The sequence below is a fragment of the Paraburkholderia sp. BR10882 genome, assembly GCF_040948855.1.
Taxonomy (GTDB): domain Bacteria; phylum Pseudomonadota; class Gammaproteobacteria; order Burkholderiales; family Burkholderiaceae; genus Paraburkholderia; species Paraburkholderia nodosa_A.
The window spans coordinates 303,721-324,954 of record NZ_JBFPKP010000001.1 but is presented as its reverse complement, the minus strand read 5'-3'; the positions used below and the strand labels follow the sequence as shown (position 1 = coordinate 324,954).

At 64.4% G+C, this 21,234-nt stretch carries 22 protein-coding genes and 1 tRNA gene; 12 read left to right on the top strand and 11 right to left on the bottom strand.

The features are described from left to right. The first annotated feature begins 95 nt into the window (after positions 1–95). Positions 96–180 (top strand) — tRNA-Leu (locus AB3X99_RS01475). A 196-nt stretch (positions 181–376) separates the two neighbouring features. Continuing rightward, positions 377–598, top strand: a complete 222-nt coding sequence (locus AB3X99_RS01470) for a hypothetical protein (RefSeq protein WP_069262739.1) — start codon at positions 377–379, stop codon at positions 596–598. Between the two features lie 21 nt (positions 599–619). Here the strand turns inward: AB3X99_RS01470 and poxB are convergent, their stop codons facing one another. Beyond that, entirely contained in the window at positions 620–2,338 is a 1,719-nt protein-coding gene (gene poxB / locus AB3X99_RS01465) for a ubiquinone-dependent pyruvate dehydrogenase (RefSeq protein ID WP_069262740.1), read from the bottom strand. 255 nt (positions 2,339–2,593) lie between these two features. On the opposite strand from poxB, the gene AB3X99_RS01460 reads away from it, so the two are divergent. Continuing rightward, a complete protein-coding gene (locus AB3X99_RS01460) occupies positions 2,594–3,301 on the top strand; it encodes a pseudouridine synthase (protein ID WP_368615962.1) in 708 nt (235 codons plus the stop codon). A gap of 155 nt (positions 3,302–3,456) precedes the next feature. After that, positions 3,457–3,645 (top strand): hypothetical protein, encoded by a 189-nt coding sequence (locus tag AB3X99_RS01455; RefSeq protein ID WP_042260822.1) that lies wholly within the window; start codon positions 3,457–3,459, stop codon positions 3,643–3,645. Positions 3,646–3,679: 34 nt separating this feature from the next. Here the strand turns inward: AB3X99_RS01455 and AB3X99_RS01450 are convergent, their stop codons facing one another. Continuing rightward, a complete protein-coding gene (locus tag AB3X99_RS01450; RefSeq protein ID WP_342948512.1) occupies positions 3,680–4,762 on the bottom strand; it encodes an NAD-dependent epimerase/dehydratase family protein in 1,083 nt (360 codons plus the stop codon). A 121-nt stretch (positions 4,763–4,883) separates the two neighbouring features. On the opposite strand from AB3X99_RS01450, the gene AB3X99_RS01445 reads away from it, so the two are divergent. The 3 genes from AB3X99_RS01445 to AB3X99_RS01435 all read left to right on the top strand — a co-directional run bounded on the left by AB3X99_RS01445 (position 4,884) and on the right by AB3X99_RS01435 (position 7,922). Next, positions 4,884–5,915 carry a CDP-6-deoxy-delta-3,4-glucoseen reductase gene (locus AB3X99_RS01445; protein ID WP_368604036.1) on the top strand — a complete coding sequence of 344 codons (1,032 nt, stop codon included), beginning with the start codon at positions 4,884–4,886 and terminating at the stop codon, positions 5,913–5,915. A 332-nt stretch (positions 5,916–6,247) separates the two neighbouring features. Next, on the top strand, positions 6,248–7,432 hold the full coding sequence (locus AB3X99_RS01440; RefSeq protein ID WP_069262744.1) for an acetylornithine transaminase: 1,185 nt from the start codon (positions 6,248–6,250) through the stop codon (positions 7,430–7,432). 19 nt (positions 7,433–7,451) lie between these two features. Further along, a complete protein-coding gene (locus tag AB3X99_RS01435) occupies positions 7,452–7,922 on the top strand; it encodes a GNAT family acetyltransferase (protein ID WP_069262745.1) in 471 nt (156 codons plus the stop codon). Between the two features lie 96 nt (positions 7,923–8,018). On the opposite strand, the gene AB3X99_RS01430 is transcribed toward AB3X99_RS01435, so the two are convergent. Genes AB3X99_RS01430 through AB3X99_RS01415 form a run of 4 tightly spaced genes read right to left on the bottom strand, consistent with a single transcriptional unit; the run spans position 8,019 to position 11,663 of the window. Beyond that, positions 8,019–8,735, bottom strand: coding sequence for an ABC transporter ATP-binding protein (locus AB3X99_RS01430; protein WP_112173207.1), 717 nt, complete (start codon positions 8,733–8,735; stop codon positions 8,019–8,021). Further along, complete coding sequence (locus tag AB3X99_RS01425) at positions 8,735–9,511, bottom strand: ABC transporter ATP-binding protein (RefSeq protein WP_069262747.1); 777 nt, start codon at positions 9,509–9,511, stop codon at positions 8,735–8,737. Before AB3X99_RS01425 ends, AB3X99_RS01430 begins: the two co-directional genes overlap by 1 nt. Positions 9,512–9,526: 15 nt before the next feature. Then, positions 9,527–10,696, bottom strand: a complete 1,170-nt coding sequence (locus AB3X99_RS01420) for an ABC transporter ATP-binding protein (protein WP_069262748.1) — start codon at positions 10,694–10,696, stop codon at positions 9,527–9,529. A 16-nt stretch (positions 10,697–10,712) separates the two neighbouring features. After that, positions 10,713–11,663, bottom strand: coding sequence for a branched-chain amino acid ABC transporter permease (locus AB3X99_RS01415; RefSeq protein ID WP_069262749.1), 951 nt, complete (start codon positions 11,661–11,663; stop codon positions 10,713–10,715). Positions 11,664–12,030: 367 nt separating this feature from the next. On the opposite strand from AB3X99_RS01415, the gene AB3X99_RS01410 reads away from it, so the two are divergent. Beyond that, the gene (locus tag AB3X99_RS01410; RefSeq protein WP_368615960.1) at positions 12,031–12,429 is read left to right on the top strand and encodes a hypothetical protein; all 399 of its coding nucleotides are present in this window, start codon (positions 12,031–12,033) and stop codon (positions 12,427–12,429) included. A 302-nt stretch (positions 12,430–12,731) separates the two neighbouring features. On the opposite strand, the gene ispH is transcribed toward AB3X99_RS01410, so the two are convergent. Together ispH and AB3X99_RS01400 are read right to left on the bottom strand one after the other, a co-directional pair. Further along, positions 12,732–13,703, bottom strand: a complete 972-nt coding sequence (gene ispH, locus AB3X99_RS01405; protein WP_042271909.1) for a 4-hydroxy-3-methylbut-2-enyl diphosphate reductase — start codon at positions 13,701–13,703, stop codon at positions 12,732–12,734. A gap of 5 nt (positions 13,704–13,708) precedes the next feature. Continuing rightward, complete coding sequence (locus AB3X99_RS01400) at positions 13,709–14,164, bottom strand: peptidylprolyl isomerase (RefSeq protein WP_028205261.1); 456 nt, start codon at positions 14,162–14,164, stop codon at positions 13,709–13,711. A gap of 189 nt (positions 14,165–14,353) precedes the next feature. Here AB3X99_RS01400 and radC point away from each other — a divergent pair, with 189 nt between their 5' ends. The 4 genes from radC (at position 14,354) to nadB (ending at position 17,683) form a co-directional block, all read left to right on the top strand. Then, positions 14,354–15,121, top strand: coding sequence for a DNA repair protein RadC (gene radC, locus AB3X99_RS01395; RefSeq protein ID WP_069262751.1), 768 nt, complete (start codon positions 14,354–14,356; stop codon positions 15,119–15,121). A gap of 254 nt (positions 15,122–15,375) precedes the next feature. After that, positions 15,376–15,609, top strand: coding sequence for a 50S ribosomal protein L28 (rpmB, locus tag AB3X99_RS01390; protein WP_027794135.1), 234 nt, complete (start codon positions 15,376–15,378; stop codon positions 15,607–15,609). Positions 15,610–15,619: 10 nt separating this feature from the next. Continuing rightward, the gene (rpmG, locus tag AB3X99_RS01385; RefSeq protein ID WP_027794136.1) at positions 15,620–15,787 is read left to right on the top strand and encodes a 50S ribosomal protein L33; all 168 of its coding nucleotides are present in this window, start codon (positions 15,620–15,622) and stop codon (positions 15,785–15,787) included. Positions 15,788–16,081: 294 nt separating this feature from the next. Continuing rightward, positions 16,082–17,683, top strand: a complete 1,602-nt coding sequence (gene nadB, locus AB3X99_RS01380; RefSeq protein ID WP_368615959.1) for an L-aspartate oxidase — start codon at positions 16,082–16,084, stop codon at positions 17,681–17,683. Between the two features lie 93 nt (positions 17,684–17,776). On the opposite strand, the gene nadC is transcribed toward nadB, so the two are convergent. The 3 genes from nadC to AB3X99_RS01365 all read right to left on the bottom strand — a co-directional run bounded on the left by nadC (position 17,777) and on the right by AB3X99_RS01365 (position 21,182). Further along, positions 17,777–18,676: a carboxylating nicotinate-nucleotide diphosphorylase gene (nadC, locus tag AB3X99_RS01375; RefSeq protein WP_069262753.1), complete on the bottom strand. Its 900-nt coding sequence runs from the start codon at positions 18,674–18,676 to the stop codon at positions 17,777–17,779. Further along, positions 18,677–19,807 carry a quinolinate synthase NadA gene (nadA, locus tag AB3X99_RS01370; RefSeq protein ID WP_342948594.1) on the bottom strand — a complete coding sequence of 377 codons (1,131 nt, stop codon included), beginning with the start codon at positions 19,805–19,807 and terminating at the stop codon, positions 18,677–18,679. It abuts the gene before it with no gap. A gap of 178 nt (positions 19,808–19,985) precedes the next feature. Then, on the bottom strand, positions 19,986–21,182 hold the full coding sequence (locus AB3X99_RS01365) for an acyl-CoA desaturase (RefSeq protein WP_069262754.1): 1,197 nt from the start codon (positions 21,180–21,182) through the stop codon (positions 19,986–19,988). Between the last annotated feature and the right edge of the window lie 52 nt (positions 21,183–21,234).

Genomic DNA, 21,234 nt, shown 5'->3' with positions numbered 1-21,234 from the left:
GCACAGTTGCCTGGGAGGGCGATTTGCGTCATAATCACCGGCTACTTCGAGCGCTTGCATGTTTGCTCGAGTGCGAGAAACTCGCAAAAACACACGCCTCGGTGGTGAAATTGGTAGACGCGCCGGACTCAAAATCCGGTTCCGAAAGGAGTGCCGGTTCGATTCCGGCCCGAGGCACCAGAATGCTTTCCGGCAATGGCCGCCGGAGTCCTGAAACCCGCGAAAGCTCGACGCTTCGCGGGTTTTTTGTTGCCGGTCCGAATCCAGCACACCCTTCTTTGGACGAAGATCAAGCGTCCTGCGGATGCCGCGCGGCGTGCCGCGCCCCGCTGCTATCGTTGTCGATGTTATTGAGATAGCAAACCGGGAGCGCACAATGGACCGCATTTTCATGACGCGAGAGGAAGCCATTCGCATCCTCATCGAGGCCCACGAGTCCGTCTCGGGACGCGCCGCCGCCACGTTGATCCGCTCGAGCGCAGACAGATCCGCAAGGCTCGAAGCGCTGGACCGGCTGCTGCTCGACGTGCGCGCGGGCCGCGTCGATGAATTTCGCACCTGGCCAGAGGACAGCACCTGCGTCTCGATCACTGACTGACGCAGGTCTGTCGCACGAACCTCAGCGCAAATTCGTCTGCGCCAGCTCCACCACTTCGTCTCCGCGCCCGCTCAGCACCGCACGCAACATGTAGAGGCTGAACCCTTTCGCCTGCGCCCACTGCAGCTTCGGCGGCATGGCCAGTTCGTGCTTCGTCGTCACCACGTCGACGAGCGCCGGCCCTGCGTGAGAGAACGCCGCGCGCAACGCCTCATCGAGCGCTTCGGACGTCTCCACGCGCACGCTGAAAAGTCCCGCGCCTTGCGCGATATCCGCGAAGTTGGTGGCCGCCAGATCGGTGCCAGTCTCCACGTAGCCGCCCGCCTTCATCTCCATGGCGACGAAACCGAGCGAACTGTTATTCAGGACAACGATCTTGATCGGCAGATCGAGCTGACGCGCCGTGAGAATGTCGCCGAGCAGCATCGAAAGACCGCCGTCGCCGGAGAGCGAGACGACCTGGCGCCCGGCGTGGGCTGCCTGCGCGCCGAGCGCCTGCGGCATGGCGTTCGCCATCGAGCCATGGTTGAACGAGCCGTGCAGGCGGCGCCGGCCATTCATCGTCAGATAGCGCGCGGCCCAGAGCGTGGGCGTGCCAACGTCGACCGCGAAGATTGCATCGTCCTCGGCGAGCGCGTCGAGACGCGCCACCACATACTGCGGATGCAGCGGCTTGCCCGCGGCCGCCGGGCGCGCAAGTTCGTCGAGTCCCTTGCGCGCGTTCGCGTAGTGCTCGCGCGCATGCTCGATAAAGCGCCGGTCGGTCTTGCGCGTGAGCTTCGGCGTGAGCGCGCGCAATGTTTCGCGTACGTCGCCGATGAGTCCGAGCGTGAGCGGCGCGCGTTTGCCGAGCGCGGCCGCGTCGCGGTCGATCTGCACGATATTCGCATGCTGCGGATAGAAGTTGCGATACGGGAAGTCGGTGCCGAGCATGACGAGCGTGTCGCACGACATCATCGCGTGGTAGCCCGAGCTGAAGCCGATTAGCCCGGTCATGCCCACGTCGAATGGGTTGTCCCATTCGACGTACTGCTTGCCGCGCAGCGCATGCACCGTCGGCGCGCCGAGCGCGTCCGCGAAAGCCACCACTTCGTCGTGCGAGCCCTTGCAGCCGCTGCCGCACAGCAGCGTCACCGCTTCGGAGCGATTGAGCAGTTCGGCGAGCCGGTCGATATCCGCCGACGAAGGCAAGGTCGCCGGACGCGCCGCCTGAGCCCATGCGGGCTCCTCGTCGGACGCGTCCAGAAGCGCCACGTCGCCGGGCAGCACGATCACGGCGACGCCCTTCTGGTCGATCGCGGTGCGCAGCGCGGTGTCGAGCACGCGCGGAAACTGCGAAGCGTTCGTCACCAGCTCCACGTAATGGCTGCACTCGCGGAAGAGTTCGGTCGGGTGAGTCTCCTGGAAATAGCCGAGGCCGATTTCCGTCGAGGGGATGTGCGCCGCGATCGCGAGCACCGGCGAGCGGTTGCGATGGCAGTCGTAGAGACCGTTGATGAGATGCAGATTGCCAGGCCCGCAACTGCCCGCGCACACCGCGAGCCGGCCGGTTGCCGCCGCTTCGGCGCCCGCCGCGAAGGCGGCGACTTCCTCGTGCCGCGTGTGCATCCAGCGGATCGTGCCGAGCTTGCGCAGGCTCGCCGACAGCCCGTTCAGGCTGTCGCCGGTCACGCCCCAGATACGCTCGATGCCGACTGCCTCGAGCGTTTTCGCCAGATGATCCGCTATTGTCTTCGCCATGGTGTTCTCCACGTGAGCCGAATGGCGCAGCGCGCGCTCCGAGACCGGGCGCTGCGCGAGAAGAAAATTGGGGGGCAATTTCGTACGTGTCCAGGCGGTGCGAGCCGGCCGGACCTGCCGATACCTTGCGCTACGTTACGCCATCCGCCCGAAAAACGCGGTCAAGCCGTGCGAAGCGCACAGGCGGCGGGCACGGCGGCGCGGACCACGTCGCCACGGATAAAATAGCCGGCTCTACGCTGTCAGCCGTCCGTCATGAATCTCGAAAGCATCCTCTTCACTCAGGGTTTCGGCTCACGCCGCCAATGCCGCGCGCTCATCGCCGACGCGCGGGTCGCCGTCGCGGGCGAGCCCTGCAACGACCCCCTCGCAACGTTCGACACGGCAGGCCTCGTCTTCAGCGTGGACGGCACGCCGTGGCCGTTTCACGCGCGCGCCTACCTTGCGCTCAACAAGCCCGCGGGCTACGAGTGCTCGCGCGATCCGCAGCATCACTTGAGCGTGTTTCATCTGCTGCCGCCGCAGTTCGGAGAGCGCAACGTGCAGTGCGTGGGCCGCCTCGATCAGGATACGACCGGCCTCCTGCTGCTTTCCGACGATGGCCAGTTCGTCCACGCCTTCACGTCGCCCAAGCGCAAGGTGCCGAAGGTCTACGTGGCGAGCACGCGCCATCCGCTCGACGAGGTCCAGCTCAATGCCCTGCGTGCAGGCGTGCTGCTGCACGGCGAGCGCGAGCCGATTGCCGCCGTCGCTGCCTGCGCACGTTCAGATCACGAGCTGGAGTTGACCGTGCTCGAAGGCAAATATCATCAGGTCAAACGGATGGTGGCCGCGGCCGGCAACCGCGTCGAGGCGCTCCACCGCGAGCGCATTGGCGGCTTTTCCCTGCCCGCCGGTCTGGCGCCGGGCGCCTGGCAATGGCTCGACGCCGCGGCGCTCGACGCGTTGCGCAACAACGGGTAAACCACCACCGGGCGGCGCGGGCGCCCGCCGCTCAGTGGGTTGACGCACCGATGCTTGCAAACAGGCATCGTTTTCGCCGCGCCGCAGCATGTCCTTGCCGGGCTTCCGCCCTATACTCGTCTCAAGAACGATTACAAGTTGCAAGGAGGGGCATCATGATCATCAACGGCTCATTCGAAATCTCATTCGTGTTGATGGCCTTCATGGCGCTAGGGGCGGTTCTGATTGGTGGCCTGCTCGCGTCGATGCATATGCGACATCAGTATCATCCGAACCTCATCGGGGCGCTCATCGGAGCGCTATTGTGCTTCCTCCTGCTCGAAGCGCTGCCGGCCATCACGTGAACGGCACGCTTTGCGCCGCGCCGCCCGCCCGGAGTCACGGGTGCGGCGGCAGCGTGCGCAAGAACGCATCTACGTCGGGATAACGCAAACGCACGCGCAGTTCGCGCTTGAGGCGCGTATTGGCGAGCCGTCTCGACTCCCGCATGAACGACAGCAAGACCGGCTCGAGTTCGCGCTCGGCCTCGGCGCGGCTCACGCGCGGGGCGCGCGCGAGGCCGAAGGCATCGGCCACGCGGTCGAAGTACTCGCCCATCTTCAGTTCGCTGTCGTCCGTCGCGTGGATCGTGCGCCCCGGGCGGCCGTGCGTCGCGAGGCGCAGGAGAATCGCCGCGAGGTCGTCTGCGTGGATGTGGCTCGTGTAGACGTCGTCGCTCGCTACGAGCGCTGGCGTGCGCTTTTCCAGCCGGGCGAGCGGGAGACGGTTCGCGGCATAAATGCCGGGAATGCGCGCGATCGTGGCGCTGAGCGCGCCGCGCGCCGTCGCGCGGCGCAGTTGCCGTTCGGCCGACACCCGGCGAATGGCGCGGGCGTTGGCGGGCTGCACTGTGCGTGTTTCGTCGATGCGCGCGCCGCCGCAATCCCCGTACACCCCCGTCGTGCTCGCGTAGACGAGCCTCGGGCGTTCGAGCCGCTTGCGCCGGGCGCCGGAAAACCGCCGGATGCGCTCGGGTACAATGACGGATGCTCCAAAGGCTGCGGCTTGGCCGACAGCGCTGCGGCGCATGCGGTCCACGAGGCAATGCAATGGGGGCCGCAAGGCGCGCGGCGCGGCGCCCGCCAGCGCAGGCCGCGACACCGCGCGACGCCGCGCCGCCAGCGCCGCGATCAGGCGGCGCGTGCGCAGGTCGTCGTCGCCGGATTGTTGCGGTGGCGCGAGGTGCAGGACGGTGCGAGCCAGGCCCGCGATCCGCGCGAGACTCCTGCGGGAATCGAGGTCGCCGCGCACCGGCGTGGCTCCCGCGGCCCGTACGACGTCTGCGCGCTCGGCACGGCGCGCGAGCGCGAATACGCGCGCGCGGTCTGGCCGCTCGCGCAACTGGGTGACGCCGCGCAGGCCGACGTCGCCGCAACCGACAATCAGGATGCGCGCACGGCGCAAGGTTCGTGTGGCGATCATGGTGGAACCATTTTAGCGGCCCGGGCCTCGCGGCGAAGGCCGGCAAGAAAGCGCGGCAACCTACCCAAAGCGACCCGCGCCCGGAATCAACCCTCGGATACAGACTTACGCTTCCCTGAATATGGCTTTCAACGTAACGCTCAAGCAAAGCGGCCGGCAATTCCAGGTCGAGCCCGACGAACCCATTCTCAACGCGGCCCTGCGTCAGGGCATCGGCCTGCCGTATGGCTGCAAGAACGGCGCGTGCGGCTCGTGCAAGGGCACGGTCTGCCACGGCGAAGTCGAGCAGCGCGCCCACGCGGCTTCGGCGCTTTCCAATGACGAAAGAACGCGCGGCATGGCCCTCTTCTGCTGTGCGACGGCGCAAACCGACCTCGAAATCGACATCCGCGAAGTGGCGGGCGTGGGCGACGTGCAGGTGCGCAAGCTGCCTACCCGCATCGCCGCCATCGAGCGCCGCGCCGACGACGTCGTCGTCCTCAAGCTGCAACTGCCCGCCAACGAGCGCCTGCAGTATCTCGCCGGCCAGTACCTCGAATTCATCCTCAAGGACGGCACGCGCCGCAGCTACTCCATGGCGAGCGCGCCGCACGAGCAAGGCCCGATCGAGCTGCATATCCGCCACATGCCGGGCGGCAAGTTCACCGACCACGTCTTCTCGCAGATGAAGGAGCGCGACATCCTGCGCTTCGAAGCGCCGCTCGGCACCTTCTTCCTGCGCGAGGAATCCGATAAGCCCATCGTGCTGCTGGCCTCCGGCACCGGCTTCGCGCCGCTCAAGGCGATCGTCGAGCACGCGGTCCACAAGAACCTGAACCGCCCGATGACGCTCTACTGGGGCGCGCGCCAGAAGAAGGACCTGTACCTGATGGAACTCGCCGAACAATGGGCGAAGGAGATTCCGAACTTCCGCTTCGTGCCGGTGCTCTCCGAGCCCGCCGCCGGCGACGACTGGACCGGCCGCACGGGCTTCGTGCACCGCGCCGTGATCGAGGATCTGCCCGATCTTTCGGGCCACCAGGTCTATGCGTGCGGCGCGCCGGTGATGGTGGAGTCCGCGCAGCGCGACTTCACGCAGCACCACGGTCTGCCCGAAGAGGAGTTCTACGCGGACTCGTTCACGAGCGCCGCCGACCTCGCGAACGCCGTCTGAAGCTCGCCCGAGCGGGTCGTTGCGTGTGCAATGCATCGACCCGCCGGGCAGTCGTCACGAAAAATTCTTCGGCCGCCTGGAAAAATTCGGCACATTGATGGTTTACATCGCCATTCGGCTTGTCGTATTCTTGCGCCCATGAACTGCATCCTGTCCGCCCTTCGACGTCGCCGCTCGCCCCATCTTTAGGGCCTGGCTACTCGCGGACGCGCGTTGTACATCTCAACGCACAGCAAGTTCGAATCACGAAAGCCACGGCCAGTCCGTGGCTTTTTGTTTTTCCGCCGTATCTTCTTCAACCCTTGTGCAGCCCCAACGCGGAGCCCGTTGCCATGAATTATTCCGAATACCCGATCGAGTCGCTGATGTACATCACCAACCGGCCCGAAATCGTTTTCACGCATGGCAAGGGGTCGTGGCTCTACGACAACGAGGGCAAGCGATACCTGGACTTCATCCAGGGGTGGGCCGTCAACAGCCTCGGGCATTGCAACGACGGCATGATCGAGGCGCTGGAGCAGCAGTCGCGCCTGCTCATCAACCCGTCGCCGGCCTTCTACAACGAGCCGATGGCGAAGCTCGCGGGCCTGCTCACCGAGCACAGCTGCTTCGACAAGGTATTCTTCGCCAACAGCGGCGCCGAAGCCAACGAAGGCGCGATCAAGCTCGCGCGCAAGTGGGGCAAGAAGCATCGTGACGGCGCCTACGAGATCATCACGTTCGACCACAGCTTCCACGGCCGCACGATCGCGACGATGTCGGCAAGCGGCAAGCCGGGCTGGGACACGATCTACGCACCGCAAGTGCCGGGCTTCCCGAAGGCCGATCTGAACGACATCGCCTCGGTCGAGAAGCTCATCACCGCGAAGACCGTCGCCGTGATGCTCGAGCCGATCCAGGGCGAAGGCGGCGTGATTCCCGCCACGCGCGAATTCATGCAGCAACTGCGCGCGCTCACGAAGAAGCACGGCATCCTGCTGATCGTCGACGAAGTGCAGAGCGGCTGCGGCCGTGCGGGCACCCTCTTCGCCTACGAACTCTCGGGCATCGAGCCGGACATCATGACGCTCGGCAAGGGCATCGGCGGCGGCGTGCCGCTCGCTGCACTGCTCGCGAAGAAGGAAATCTCCGTGTTCGAAGCGGGCGACCAGGGCGGCACGTACAACGGCAACCCGCTGATGACCGCCGTGGGCTATTCGGTGATCTCGCAACTGGTTGCGCCCGGCTTCCTCGAAGGCGTGCGTGAGCGCAGCGAGTATCTGCGCGAAAAGCTGCTCGAGCTTTCGGCCGAACGCGGCTTCCAGGGCGAGCGTGGCGAAGGCTTGCTGCGCGCGCTGCTGCTCGGCAAGGACATCGGGCCGGAGATCGTCGAGAAGGCGCGTCTCATGCAGCCGGACGGCCTGCTCCTCAACGCCGCGCGCCCGAACCTGCTGCGCTTCATGCCGGCGCTGAACGTGACGACGCAGGAAATCGACCAGATGATGGCGATGCTGCGCACGATCCTCGACTCGCTGTAATTCGAGGGGAGCACGAGCGATGTCCGTCACGATCCGCGTGTTCAGCGAAGCCGACACCGAAGCGGTGATCGCGCTCTGGCTGCAGGCGTTTCCCGAGTACAACGATGCGAGCCGGCCGCATCGCAATCCGCGTCTGTCGATCGCGAACAAGCTCGGCACCCAGCCGGAGCTGTTCTTCGTTGCGGTTCGCGACGGTGGCGACGTCGACGGCGCGCTCATCGGCACGGCCATGGCCGGTTACGACGGGCATCGCGGCTGGCTCTATTCGGTCGCCGTCGCGCCCGATGCGCGGCGCCACGGCCTCGGCACGCGGCTCGTGCGCCATGCGGAAAACGCGCTCGCCGCGCTGGGTTGCCTCAAGCTCAACCTTCAGGTGCTCACCGACAAAGCCGAGGTGCTCGCGTTCTACGAGCAGCTTGGCTATCGCACCGATGCCGTGGTGAGTCTCGGCAAGCGCCTCGCCGTGCAGGAGTCCGAAGCGCTCGTCTGAGCATCATTGGTCGACGCCATCAAAAAAGCCGCATGGGTTTCGCACCCATGCGGCTTTTGTTTTGATGCGGCCGCGCGGACCGCAATGCCATGCAGCTTACTCGCCCAGGTACGCGGCCCGCACCTTCGGATCGTCGAGCATCTGCTTGGCCTCGCCTTCCATCGTCACGAGGCCCGAGTCCATCACGTAGCCGCGATTGGCCGCCTGCAGCGCGAGGCGCGCGTTCTGCTCCACGAGCAGCACCGTGATGCCTTCCGACGAGATCGTGCGCACCACTTCGAAGATCTTCTCCACCATGATCGGCGAGAGACCCATCGACGGTTCGTCGAGCAGCAGAAGCTTCGGCTTGCTGATGATCGCGCGCGCCATGGCGAGCATCTGCTGCTCGCCGCCCGAGAGCGTGCCTGCGAGCTGCGTGGCGCGTTCCTTCAGGCGCGGGAAGAAGCCGAACATACGCTCGACGTCCTTCTGGATGCCGTCGTTGTCGCTGCGCAGGTACGCGCCCATCTGCATGTTTTCGAGAATCGACATGCGCGCGAAGATGCCGCGGCCTTCCGGCACCATCGCGAGGCCCCGCTTGAGCAGTTCATACGCGGGCACGCCCTTGATCGACTGGCCCATGTACTCGATGTCGCCAGCCGAGTACGGCTTCAGACCCGTGATGGCCTTCATCGTCGTGGTCTTGCCCGCGCCGTTCGCGCCGATCAGCGTGACGAGTTCGCCCTGGCGAACTTCCATGTCCACGCCCTTGACTGCCTGGATCCCGCCGTAGTTGACCTGCAGACCCTTGATTTTCAGAACCGATGTCGACATCAGTGAACCCCCGCACCCAGATATGCCTCGATCACCTTCGGGTCCTTCTGCACGTCTTGCGGCAGCCCTTCGGAGATCACCTTGCCATAGTCGAGCACTGTCATCCGGTTGCACAGGCCCATCACCAGTTTCACGTCGTGCTCGATCAGCAGGATGGTCTTGCCATCGGCGCGGATCTTGTCGAGCAGGCGCGTGAGTTCGACCTTCTCGGTCGCGTTCATGCCGGCTGCCGGCTCGTCGAGCGCGAGCAGCTTCGGATCGGTCGCGAGCGCACGCGCAATTTCCAGACGGCGCTGGTGGCCGTACGAGAGATTGCGCGAGGTGTAGTCCGCGTATTGCGCGATGCCCACGTATTCGAGCAGCTCGATCGCACGTTCCTTGATCTCGCGCTCTTCCTGACGTTCCGAGGGAGTCTGGAACACGGCGCCGAGCAGGCCGTGCTTCGTGCGCACGTGGCGGCCGACCATCACGTTCTCGAGCGCGGTCATACCGCCGAACAGACGGATGTTCTGGAACGTACGCGCAATGCCGGCCTGCGCCACCTGATAAACGGCGGTCGGCGTGTAGGCCGTGCCGTCGAGCTTGAATTCGCCCGAGTCAGGCGTGTACAGACCGGTAATCACGTTGAAGAACGTCGTCTTGCCGGCGCCGTTCGGGCCGATCAGGCCGTAGATCGTGCCTTCCTCGATCTGAAGGCCGACGTCGGACAGCGCCTGCAGGCCGCCGAAGCGCTTGTTCACGCCCTTCACGGACAGGCGGATAGCTTTGTTGCTCATATTCTGTTCTCCCCGTTATGCGCGAACCGGCTTCTTGCTGGCGCGCTTGGCGATCTTCGCGATCTTGTCTTCGTGCTTCGCCGCCGGCCACAGGCCTTCCGAGCGATACAGCATGATGACGACCATGGCGAGGCCGTAGAGCAACTGGCGAATGACTTCCGTATCGACGACTTCGTGGCCGAACAGCATGTGCTGGAGCGGGCCCATCGTCGAGCGCAGGAACTCGGGGAAAATGGCGAGCAGCACGGCGCCGAGAATCACGCCGGGGATGTGGCCCATGCCGCCGAGCACCACGCAGGCGAGCACGACGACCGACTCCCAGAAGGTGAACGATTCCGGCGACACGAAGCCCTGGAACGCACCGAACATCGCGCCCGACAGCCCGCCGAACGACGCGCCCATCGCGAACGCGAGCAGCTTGACGTTACGGGTATTGATACCCATGGCCTTGGCGGCGATTTCGTCTTCGCGGATCGCGGCCCATGCGCGGCCGATACGCGAGTGCTGCAGACGCGTACACACCCAGATCACGAGCAGCGCGCAGATCACGAACACGTAGTAGTACATGTAGACCGACGTGAACGTGAAGCCCAGAATCTCGTGCGGCTGCGCGAGATTGAAGCCGAACACCTGCAGCGGCGCGACGCCGGTAATGCCCTGCGGCCCGTTGGTGATGTTCACCGGACGGTCGAGGTTGTTCATGAAGATACGAACGATTTCCCCGAAGCCCAGCGTCACGATGGCGAGGTAGTCGCCGCGCAGGCGCAGCGTCGGCGCACCGAGCAGCACGCCGAACAGCGCGGCGAGCGCCATGGCGCACGGAATCACGATCCAGTACGGCGTATGCATGCCGCCCGGGAACATGTTGGCGATCCATGTGAACTGCGTGGTCAGGTGCGGCGAAGTCAGCAGCGCGGCGACGTAGGCGCCCACCGCGTAGAACGCGATGTAGCCCAGGTCCAGCAGGCCGGCGAAGCCCACCACCACGTTCAGGCCCAGCGCGAGCATCACGTACAGCATCGCGAAGTCGAGCACGCGCACCCAGTAGTTGCCGCCCGCGGCGCCCACCACGAAGGGAAGCGCTGCCACGACGATGGCCGTCACGATGCCGACCGTGAGGGTCTTCGTCATGTTCTTTTCGGGGATGAGCGTCGTCGACGGCTCGATCGGTTGAATTGAAGTCATGTTGTGTTACTCCCTCTTATGCGCGGTCCGCGACACGTTCGCCCAGCAGCCCCGACGGACGGAACACGAGCACGACGATCAGCACGATGAATGCGAAGACGTCCTGATAGTTACTGCCGAACACCCCGCCGGTCAGGTTGCCGATGTAGCCTGCGCCGAGCTGCTCGATCAGACCGAGCACCACGCCGCCGACCATCGCGCCGCCGAGGTTGCCGATACCGCCCAGCACCGCGGCCGTGAAGGCCTTCATGCCGGGGATAAAGCCCATGTAGAAGTGCGCGTTGCCGTATTCCGAGGCGATCATCACGCCGGCCAGCGCGGCGAGCGCCGAGCCGATCATGAACGTGGCCGAGATCACGAAGTTCGGGTTCACGCCCATCAGCGAAGCATTGTTCGGGTTCTCGGCGATGGCGCGCATGGCGCGGCCGAGCTTGGTCTTGTGCACGAGGAGCAGGAGCCCCGCCATCACGACGAACGCGACGACGATGATGACGATTTCCGTCATCGAGATCACGGCGCCCACGCCGGTTTCAGTCGGCTTGATGACGTTGATCGGGTCGGTCGAGATGAGCTGGGGAAACGCGAGCGGATTGCGGCCCCAGATGATCATGGCGAGGGTCTGCAGCAGGATCGACACACCGATCGCGGTGATCAGCGGTGCGAGGCGCGGCGCGCGGCGCAGCGGCCGGTACGCGACCTTTTCGATCGTGTACCCGACGACCGCACACACGAGCGCGGCAACCGCGAGCGCAATGCACAGCGTGGGGATGTTCCCGAGGCCCGGGAAATGGTTATGGAGCACGTTGATCGCGGAGAGCGCGACCATGGCGCCCACCATGAGCACGTCGCCGTGCGCGAAATTGATGATGCCCAGAATCCCGTACACCATGGTGTAGCCCAGTGCGATGATGGCGTAGATGCTGCCAAGCACCAGCCCATTCAGGATCTGCTGGATGAAAATATCCATTTAATGCTCCTTAGCCCGTGCAACCGGATTCGCGCTCGTCATCGGCCGGTGGGCGATGTTTTACGGAACCGCAACGACACTTTCGGGTATTGAAGTAAAAACCGGTAACGGTTGGCCGCCCCGGTTCGCGTTGCCGCTGTGTTGCAGCGGCAGGCTCGCCAAAAGCGGATGCAAAAACGGCACCGTCGGATGGTTCGGTGCCGTCGGGTTCAATCAACTACGCGTCATATTCACGTTGGCGTATTCGCGGCGAGCCTTGCGGCCGGCAAACGCGAATGCGTCAAACGCCATGACTCCCACTCCCCGGCCGCCCGCGCACTGCGGGATCTCGGCTGCGAGACCCGTCGCACCCAGGCGGCGAACCGGCATGACAACGCCGCTGCATGCAAAAGCAATCTGCATGCCAGAAATGATCGATGTTGTGCTCGTGCCCGTCTCGACATTGCGGCTAAGCCACGCATTGCGCGGCGCAACCGCATTTGCCGATGACGCGGCAAAAGCCGACTTGAATTGCATTAATCAGGTCTCCTGCGCCTTCCGAAATGCTTGTCTGATGGCCTTCGCATGGAATGTCCAGCCTTCAGAACGCGCGCATTGTAACGCCAATTATGCGACGGGCAATATTGTTGAACCGGCAGGGTTTTCCTGCATTGCAACCATATTTTTAGATAACCGCATGGGGTGGGTTGCACCACCGGTTGCGCCGCATTTTCGTGCACCAGTTGCACCAAAAATCGACGCGCTTCGCATCATGTGTTGCAGATAATGGCCGCAATGCCTTGTCGCGCGGGCATTGGATCAAATGAAGGGTATTTAAGGGAGAGCATAATAATGCCGCCCCGGCGCGGTGCATTCGTATCGAAAGCATGTCAATTGCCCCCTATATTATGGGGTCACACCACGTAATTCGGTCCCGCACTCTAGAGAAAACACTGATAAGAACACCCGCCGAATGTGAGGTTAACCTGCCTTTCCCCATCATGCGACCCTTATTACTCGCGCGCAGTATGTGTCGCGGGCATAAAAAAACGCGCCACCTGGGCGCGTTCGTGCGGAGTGCAGCAGGCGTCAGACGGGTTGACCGAGTCCGCGCGGCAACGGGAATGCAATGTTCTCCTCGATGCCTTCGAGCGCACGCACGTTGCGCGCACCAAGTTCGTGCAGGCGGCGAATGATTTCCTGCGCCAGCGCCTCGGGAGCCGACGCTCCAGCCGTCAGGCCGATCCGGCGCTTGCCGGCTAGCCACTGGGGGTCGATCTGCTCGGGCGCGTCCACCATATAGGCAGGAATGCCGCGTTTCTCGGCCACTTCGCGCAACCGGTTCGAATTGGAGCTGTTCGGGCTGCCCACCACGATCACGACGTCGCACTGCGGCGCCATGAACTTGACGGCGTCCTGGCGATTCTGCGTGGCGTAGCAGATGTCCTGCTTCTTCGGCTCGCGAATGGCGGGAAAGCGCGCCTTGAGCGCCGCGATGATTTCCGCGGCGTCGTCCACCGAGAGCGTGGTTTGCGTGACGAATGCCACACGCTGCGGGTCGCGCAGCTTGAGCGCCTCGACATCGGCAATGTCTTCGACGAGATACATGCCCTCGGCCACCTGCCCCATGGTGCCTTCCACTTCCGGATGGCCCTTGTGCCCGATCATGACGATGTCGAGCCCTTCGTCGCGCATCTTCGCGACTTCCACGTGCACCTTCGTGACGAGCGGGCAGGTCGCGTCGTAGACACGCAGGCCGCGCGCCTCGGCGTCGGCGCGCACCGACTTGGAGACGCCGTGCGCGCTAAAGATCACCGTGTTGCCGGACGGGACCTCTTCGAGCTGCTCAATGAAGATCGCCCCCTTCTTGCGCAGGTCTTCGACGACATAGGCGTTGTGAACGATCTCGTGACGCACGTAGATCGGTGCGCCGTGGAGCTGGATGGCGCGCTCGACGATCTCGATGGCCCGATCGACGCCGGCGCAGAAGCCGCGCGGCTGGGCGAGCAGGATTTCCGCGTCGGCCAGTTCTGCGATGAGGGACGTGTCCGTGTTGGTCATGGGCTTTAAAGGATTCCGATGATTTGCACTTCGAACGCAACCGCCTGGCCTGCGAGCGGGTGGTTGAAATCGAACAGGGCGGAGGTCTCGTTCACTTCCTTGAGCACACCCGCGTAGCGCCCGCCGTTCGGGGCATTGAATTCGATCAGGTCGCCCGGGCTGAACTCCTCGCCGATCATGCCGTTCTCGCGCAGGGTCTTGAGCGAAACGCGCTGGATCAGGTCGGGGTTGCGCTGGCCGAATGCGACGCCGGGTTCTAGCTGAAAGGTCGAGTGGTGACCCACCTTCAGGCCCTGCAAAATCTCTTCCAGCGGCGGCGCAAGCTGGCCGGCGCCCATCAGCAGAGTGGCGGGACGGTCGACAAAGGTATTGACGATTTCGGTGCCATCGGCGAGTGAAAGCCGGTAATTCAGCGTCACGTGGGAACCGGATTTCACTTCGGAGATGTCGATGATGCTCATGCGTAACTCATTTCGTCGTAACGCGCGCTTCGCGCGTGCGCGCCGCAAGGCGCCGGTCCGGCCTGCCTCGGGCGGCAGGAAAGCATCTATTGTAAGCCACTTGGCCGAGGCGGTCGCGGCACGATTGTGCACTGCCAACGCTCGCGCTCGCGCGCGCCGGGCATGCCTTATTTGTCTGTGGAGAATGCCATGACGGAACGCGCCTGCATCCTGGACACGGCGCCCGATGCCGTCGGCGGCGCCCTCCCCGCGCCGGCAGCGCCTGCGGTTTCGAGCCCCGAGAGCGCGGCGCCTGCGGCGCCACGCCGCGACATGCCTCGCGAGCGACTGCGCACGGCCGGCGCCAGCGCGCTTTCGGACGTAGAGCTGCTCGCGATCCTGCTCGGCTTCGGCTTGCCGGGCCACGATGTCTTCGAAGTCGCCCGCACGCTGCTGGCCCAATTCGGCTCGCTGCGCGCCATGCTCGATGCGCCGCCAGAAGAATTCGAGGCCCTGCGCGGCATCGGGCCCGCAAAAGCCGCGATGCTGCAAGCGGTGACGGAACTCGCTCGCCGGGCGCTTGCGCAAGCGCTCGACGACAAACCGCTCGTCGATTCACCCGGTGCGGTCGAAGACTACTTGCGCCTGCTGATCGGCGGGCGGCCGCACGAGGTGTTCGTTTGCCTCTTCCTGGATGCGCGCCATCGGCTGATCCGCCTGGAGGAAAGTTCGCGCGGATCACTCACTCGCATGGCGGTGTACCCGCGTGAAATCGTGCGGCGCGCGCTGACGCTCAATGCCGCGAGCCTGATCGTCGCCCATAATCACCCTTCGGGCGCGGTACAGCCGAGCGCGAGCGACCGGCGCCTCACACGGGTGTTGCGGGAAACGCTGGCACTCGTGGAGGTTCAACTCATCGATCACCTGGTCATCGGCACCCGGGACACGTTTTCCTTCGCGCGCCATGGCTGGAGCTGAGGCGACACAGCGCCAGACGCGACGGCACACAACAATTGTGCAAATCGGGTTTGATTTTCCAGGCTTTTTCCTGCTAGAATTGTGGTTTGCCTATTTCCAACCCTGTTCCGAAGCCCATCGAGGCGTTCCAGGGGAAATATGGCCTGGGTTCGAGGTTGTCTCTCATCCATACGTGAGCGCGCTCTTATTCCGGCTATTTCTCGCCTGGGAAACCTAAGCGGCTCTCGAACTCAGAATTTCCGTAGGAGTGTCTCATGGCACGTGTATGCCAAGTCACTGGGAAAGCGCCGATGAGCGGCAACAACGTTTCCCACGCTAACAACAAAACCAAGCGCCGTTTCCTCCCGAATCTGCAAAACCGCCGTTTCTGGGTTGAAAGCGAAAACCGTTGGGTGCGTCTGCGCATCTCGAACGCAGGCCTGCGCCTGATCGACAAGAACGGCATCGATTCCGTGCTCGCAGACCTGCGTGCACGCGGCGAACTGTAAGGAGTAAATCATGGCCAAGGGCGTCCGCGACAAGATCAAGCTGGAATCGACCGCAGGTACGGGTCACTTCTACACGACCACGAAGAACAAGCGCAACATGCCGGAAAAAATGTCGATCAAGAAGTTCGACCCGGTTGTTCGCAAGCACGTCGAGTACAAGGAAACCAAGATCAAGTAATTGATCGGGTTTCCAGCCTGACGAAGACGGAAAAACCCCGCTTTTTAGCGGGGTTTTTCTTTTGGCTCGCCCGCCCCGCCTCGGTTCGCGCCCGGCAACGGTGTTTTAACGGCAGCGCCCAAACTGGCGCTATCCGTTCGCTCCTCTCTCGGAGTATGCTTCCCGCTTTATACCGGCTGCCACACGCGTGTCATATGGCATCACAGCGGGCATGACAGCGGCCATGACAGCGCAGCCCCGCGGCAAATGCGGCGGCCGGAAAGCGCAGAACAAGAGAGACGGAGAAGCAGGATCATGAATTTCGATGTAGCGATCGTCGGCAGCGGCCTCGCAGGACTGAGCGTCGCGCTGAATCTCGCCGGTTCGCGCCGCGTCGTGATCATCGCCAAGCGCGCGATGACCGAAGGCGCGAGCGACCGCGCGCAAGGCGGCATTGCCGCCGTGCTCGATTCGGCCGACAGCGTGGAGAACCACGTGGACGATACGCTCGTCGCCGGCGGCGGCCTGTGCGACGAGGCAGCCACGCGCTACATCGTCGAGCATGGCCGCGAGGCCATCGAATGGCTGATCGCCCAGGATGTCCCGTTCACGAAGGACGCCGCCGCCGAACTCGGCTTTCACCTCACGCGCGAAGGCGGCCACAGCCATCGCCGCATCATCCACGCCGCCGACGCCACCGGCCACGCAGTCGTGCAAACGCTGCTCGAGCGTGCGCGCTCGCACCCGAACATCACGATCCTCGAGGACCATCAGGCGATCGACGTCATCACGTCCGACCGGCTGGGCCTGCCTGGCCGTCGTTGTCACGGCCTCTATGCGCTCGATCTGAAGAATGACCGCACGGTGACGATCCAGGCGCCGCACACGGTGCTCGCCACGGGCGGCGCCGGCAAGGTCTACCTGTACACGACGAACCCCGACACGGCCACCGGCGACGGTATCGCCATGGCGTGGCGCGCCGGCTGCCGGGTGGCGAACATGGAGTTCATCCAGTTCCACCCCACCTGCCTGTTCCACCCGCACGCCAAGTCGTTCCTGATTTCGGAAGCCGTGCGCGGCGAAGGCGGCGTGCTGCGCCTGCCCGACGGCACCCGCTTCATGCCCTCGCACGACGCGCGCGCCGAACTGGCCCCGCGTGACATCGTCGCCCGCGCGATCGACTTCGAGATCAAGAAACACGGCATCGACTGCGTGCATCTCGACATCAGCCATCAGCCGCCGGCATTTCTCGAAGAACATTTCCCGACCATCCTCGCGCGCTGCCGCGAGTTCGGCATGGACATCACGAAGGCGCCGATTCCCGTGGTACCCGCCGCGCACTACACCTGCGGCGGCGTCGTCACCGACCTGGCTGGGCGCACCGACCTCGCGGGCCTCTACGCCGTGGGCGAGACCTCGTACACGGGCCTGCACGGCGCGAACCGCCTCGCAAGCAACTCGCTGCTCGAGTGCCTCGTGATCGGCCGCTCGGCAGCCGAGGCGATCGAGGCGGAAGGCTTCAGCGCGGGGGCGCATGCGCCGCTGCCCGACTGGGACGAAAGCCGCGTCTCCGATTCCGACGAGGAAGTCGTCGTGGCCCACAACTGGGACGAGCTGCGCCGGCTGATGTGGAATTACGTCGGCATCGTGCGCACCGACAAACGGCTCGAGCGCGCGCAACATCGCCTCGCCCTGCTGCGCGACGAAATTCTCGAGTACTACGCGAATTTCCGCGTCACGCGCGACCTGCTGGAATTGCGCAACCTCGTCGAAGTCGCTTCGCTGATCGTGGAAAGCGCGCGCTCGCGCCGCGAGAGCCGTGGCCTGCACTACAGCCGCGACTGGCCGAACTCGCTGCCCAAGGCGCTGCCGACCGTGCTCGCGCCGGAGCGCGTACGCAATCGCACGGTTTCATGAGTCGAGCGAACTGAAAGCGCCGCAAAAAACAAAGGCCGCCTCAATCGCGAGGCGGCCTTTTTCCTTCCGGTTCAGCTCAGCGAACTCGCGGCTTCAGACAATACGCATCGAAAAGTCCGTCGCGCGCACGTCCTTTGTGAGCGCGCCAATCGATACGCGGTCCACGCCCGTTTCCGCGATCGCGCGCACCGTGTCGAAACTCACGCCGCCCGAGACTTCGAGCACCGCACGCCCCGCCGTGAGCTTCACCGCGTCGCGCATCATGTCGGACGAGAAGTTGTCGAGCAGCACCGACTTCGCGCCGTGCGCGAGCGCCGTGTCGAGCTGTTCGAGCGTCTCCACTTCGATCTGGATCGGCACGCCCGCATCGAGCGCGAGCGCGGCGTCCATCGCCGCGCCAACGCCACCCGCCGCAGCAATGTGGTTTTCCTTGATCAGGATGCCGTCGTAAAGCGCGAGACGCTGGTTGACGCCACCGCCCACGCGCACTGCGTACTTCTGCGCGAGGCGCAGGCCGGGCATCGTCTTGCGCGTGTCCAGAATGCGCGTGCGGGTGTGCGCGATCATCTCGACGTAGCGGCGCGTCACGCTAGCCACGCCCGAAAGCAGCTGCAGGAAGTTCATTGCGTTGCGCTCGGCCGTGAGCAGCGAGCGCGCCGGACCGCGCAGCGAGCAGACGGTCGTATCGGCGGCCATGCGCTCGCCTTCGCGATAGTGCCAACGGACTTCGATGCGCGGATCGACCTGCTTCACCACGCCGTCGAACCAGAGCACGCCGCACAGCACCGCTTCTTCGCGCACGATGATGCGCGCGTCGCGCATTTCGTCGGCGGGCACGAGGCGGCCGGTCTGGTCGCCGGGGCCCACGTCTTCTGCGAGCGCGTCGGCCACGTTGCGTGCGATCGCGGCGTCGAACGCCGCGCCGTACTGCGAGCGCACTTCATCGAGCACGGGCGAAACGGCATCGACTGCGAGCAATTCGAGTGCGCCCATTTACGCCGCCCCCACTTGCGAGAACAGCGCGGTGTCGCGCGCGAGGTCGCCGCTTGCCTGCACGCGGCGCTTGTGCTCGGCCGCGAACGCCAGCATGCGATCGATCGGCAGACGCGCGCGCTCACCGATCGCGCTGTCGACGTGGATCTCGTTGTGACCGCGCTCCAGCACGTCCACGAGATTCGTCAGACCGTTCATGGCCATCCACGGGCAATGCGCGCAGCTCTTGCAGGTGGCGCTGTTGCCAGCCGTGGGCGCTTCGATAAAGGTCTTGCCCGGCGCCGCGAGGCGCATCTTGTGCAGAATGCCGAGATCGGTCGCGACGATGAAGCGTTGCGCGTCGAGCTTCACGGCCGCGTCGATCAGCTGCGTGGTCGAGCCGACCACGTCCGCGAGCGCAACCACGCTCTCGGGCGATTCGGGGTGGACCAGAATCCTGGCGTCCGGATATTCGGCACGCAGCAGATCGAGCTCGATGCCCTTGAACTCGTCGTGCACGAGGCAGGAGCCTTGCCACAGCAGCATGTCGGCGCCGGTCTTCTTCTGGATGTAGCTGCCCAGGTGCCGGTCCGGCGCCCACAGAATCTTTTCGCCCTTCGCGTGCAGGTCAGCGACGATCTCGAGACCGATGGACGACGTGACCATCCAGTCCGCGCGCGCCTTCACGGCCGCGCTCGTATTCGCATAGACGACCACGGTGCGGTCCGGATGCTCGTCGCAGAACGCCGAGAATTCGTCGATGGGGCAGCCGAGGTCGAGCGAGCAGGTCGCGTCGAGGTCGGGCATGAGAATCCGCTTGTTCGGACTCAGAATCTTCGCGGTCTCGCCCATGAAGCGCACGCCCGCCACGACGAGCGTCTGTGCCTCGTGGTCGCGGCCGAAACGCGCCATCTCGAGCGAATCGGCCACACAGCCACCGGTTTCGTCGGCGAGCTCCTGCAACTCAGGATCCACATAATAGTGCGCGACAAGCACTGCCTTCTCGCGCTTGAGCAACGCGCGAATCCGCTCCTTCAACGCAACGCGCTCTGCCGCGGACGGCGCATCGGGCACGCGCGCCCAAGCCTGTCCAACGCTGCAGACGGCACCCTGCGGCCGGTCATATTCGACCTTCCTGATCGCCTGACTCATCATCTCCTGCCCCTACCGATCGCCGCGCCATGAAGCCATTGTGGGGACTCCGGCTTTTTTTGCGGCCCAAAAAGAAAAACCCCGCCAGCGCGGGGTTTTGTGACGTCTCGTCATTCTAAAGGATTTTCCTGCGCCCCACTGAGGGGCCGAAATCCGCTCGGGACGATCGAGCCGATGATCAGGCGTAACGGCGCAGGCGCGAAGCGAATTCCTGCAGCGCCTTGATACCGCTTTGTTCAGCGCGATGGCACCAATCCTGAAGCTGCGTGAGCAGTTGTTCGCGCGAGGCGCTCGAACGCTCCCAGATTGCCGCGAGTTCATTGCGCAGTTCGATGAACGTGCGCAGCTTCTGGCTGTTCGCGAAGATTTGCGGCAGCTGGCGCTTTTGCGGTTCGTTCAGGCTGGCTTCTTCCTTGTCGAACCACTTGCGCGCGCCGCGCATGACCTTGTACTTCTCGCGTTCGCCCACTTCCTTCAGGTGCGCCAGTTCCTGGCGATAGGCCTGCTTCACGGCCTTCGCGTAGCTCGCCATGACTTCATAGCGGTTCGAGAGCACGGCCTGCAGCGTTTCGTGATCGGCCACGAGCTTGCCCTTGGCGAGACGCGGGGTAGGCGCGACCTTCTTCACCTTGGCAAGACCAACGGCCTGCATCATGCGGATGTACATCCAGCCGATGTCGAACTCGTACCACTTGTTCGACAGCTTCGCGGAAGTCGCGAACGTGTGGTGGTTGTTGTGCAGCTCCTCGCCGCCGATGATGATGCCGAACGGCAGAAGGTTCGTGCTCGCGTCGGACGAATTGAAGTTCCGGTAGCCCCAGAAGTGGCCGAGGCCATTCACGACACCCGCGGCCCAGAACGGAATCCACGCCATCTGCACGGCCCACACGGTGAGGCCGACCGCGCCGAACAGCGCGACGTCGATCACCATCATGATGCTCACGCCGAGAATGGGGTAGCGCGTGTAGACGTTGCGCTCCATCCAGTCGTTGGGCGTACCGTGGCTGAAGCGGCGCAGCGTTTCTTCGTTTTTCGCTTCGGCGCGATATAGTTCGGCGCCTTCGAGCAGTACCTTCCAGATGCCGCGCGTTTGCGGGCTGTGCGGATCTTCTTCCGTTTCGCACTTGGCGTGGTGCTTGCGATGGATTGCGGCCCACTGGCCCGTGAGCATGCCCGTGGTCATCCACAGCCAGAAGCGGAAGAAGTGGCTCGCGATGGGGTGCAGATCCAGCGCGCGGTGCGCCTGGCAGCGGTGCAGGTACACCGTCACGCCGATGATCGTGATGTGGGTGACCACCGCCGCGAACAGCACGATCTGCCACCACGAGAAATGGAGCACCCCGTGGGCGAGGAAATCAAGCAGGGAGTTCAACAAGGCATTTACCTGTGAAGCGAAGCGCGTCGGCCTTTCGGCCAGGCGCCGGTGT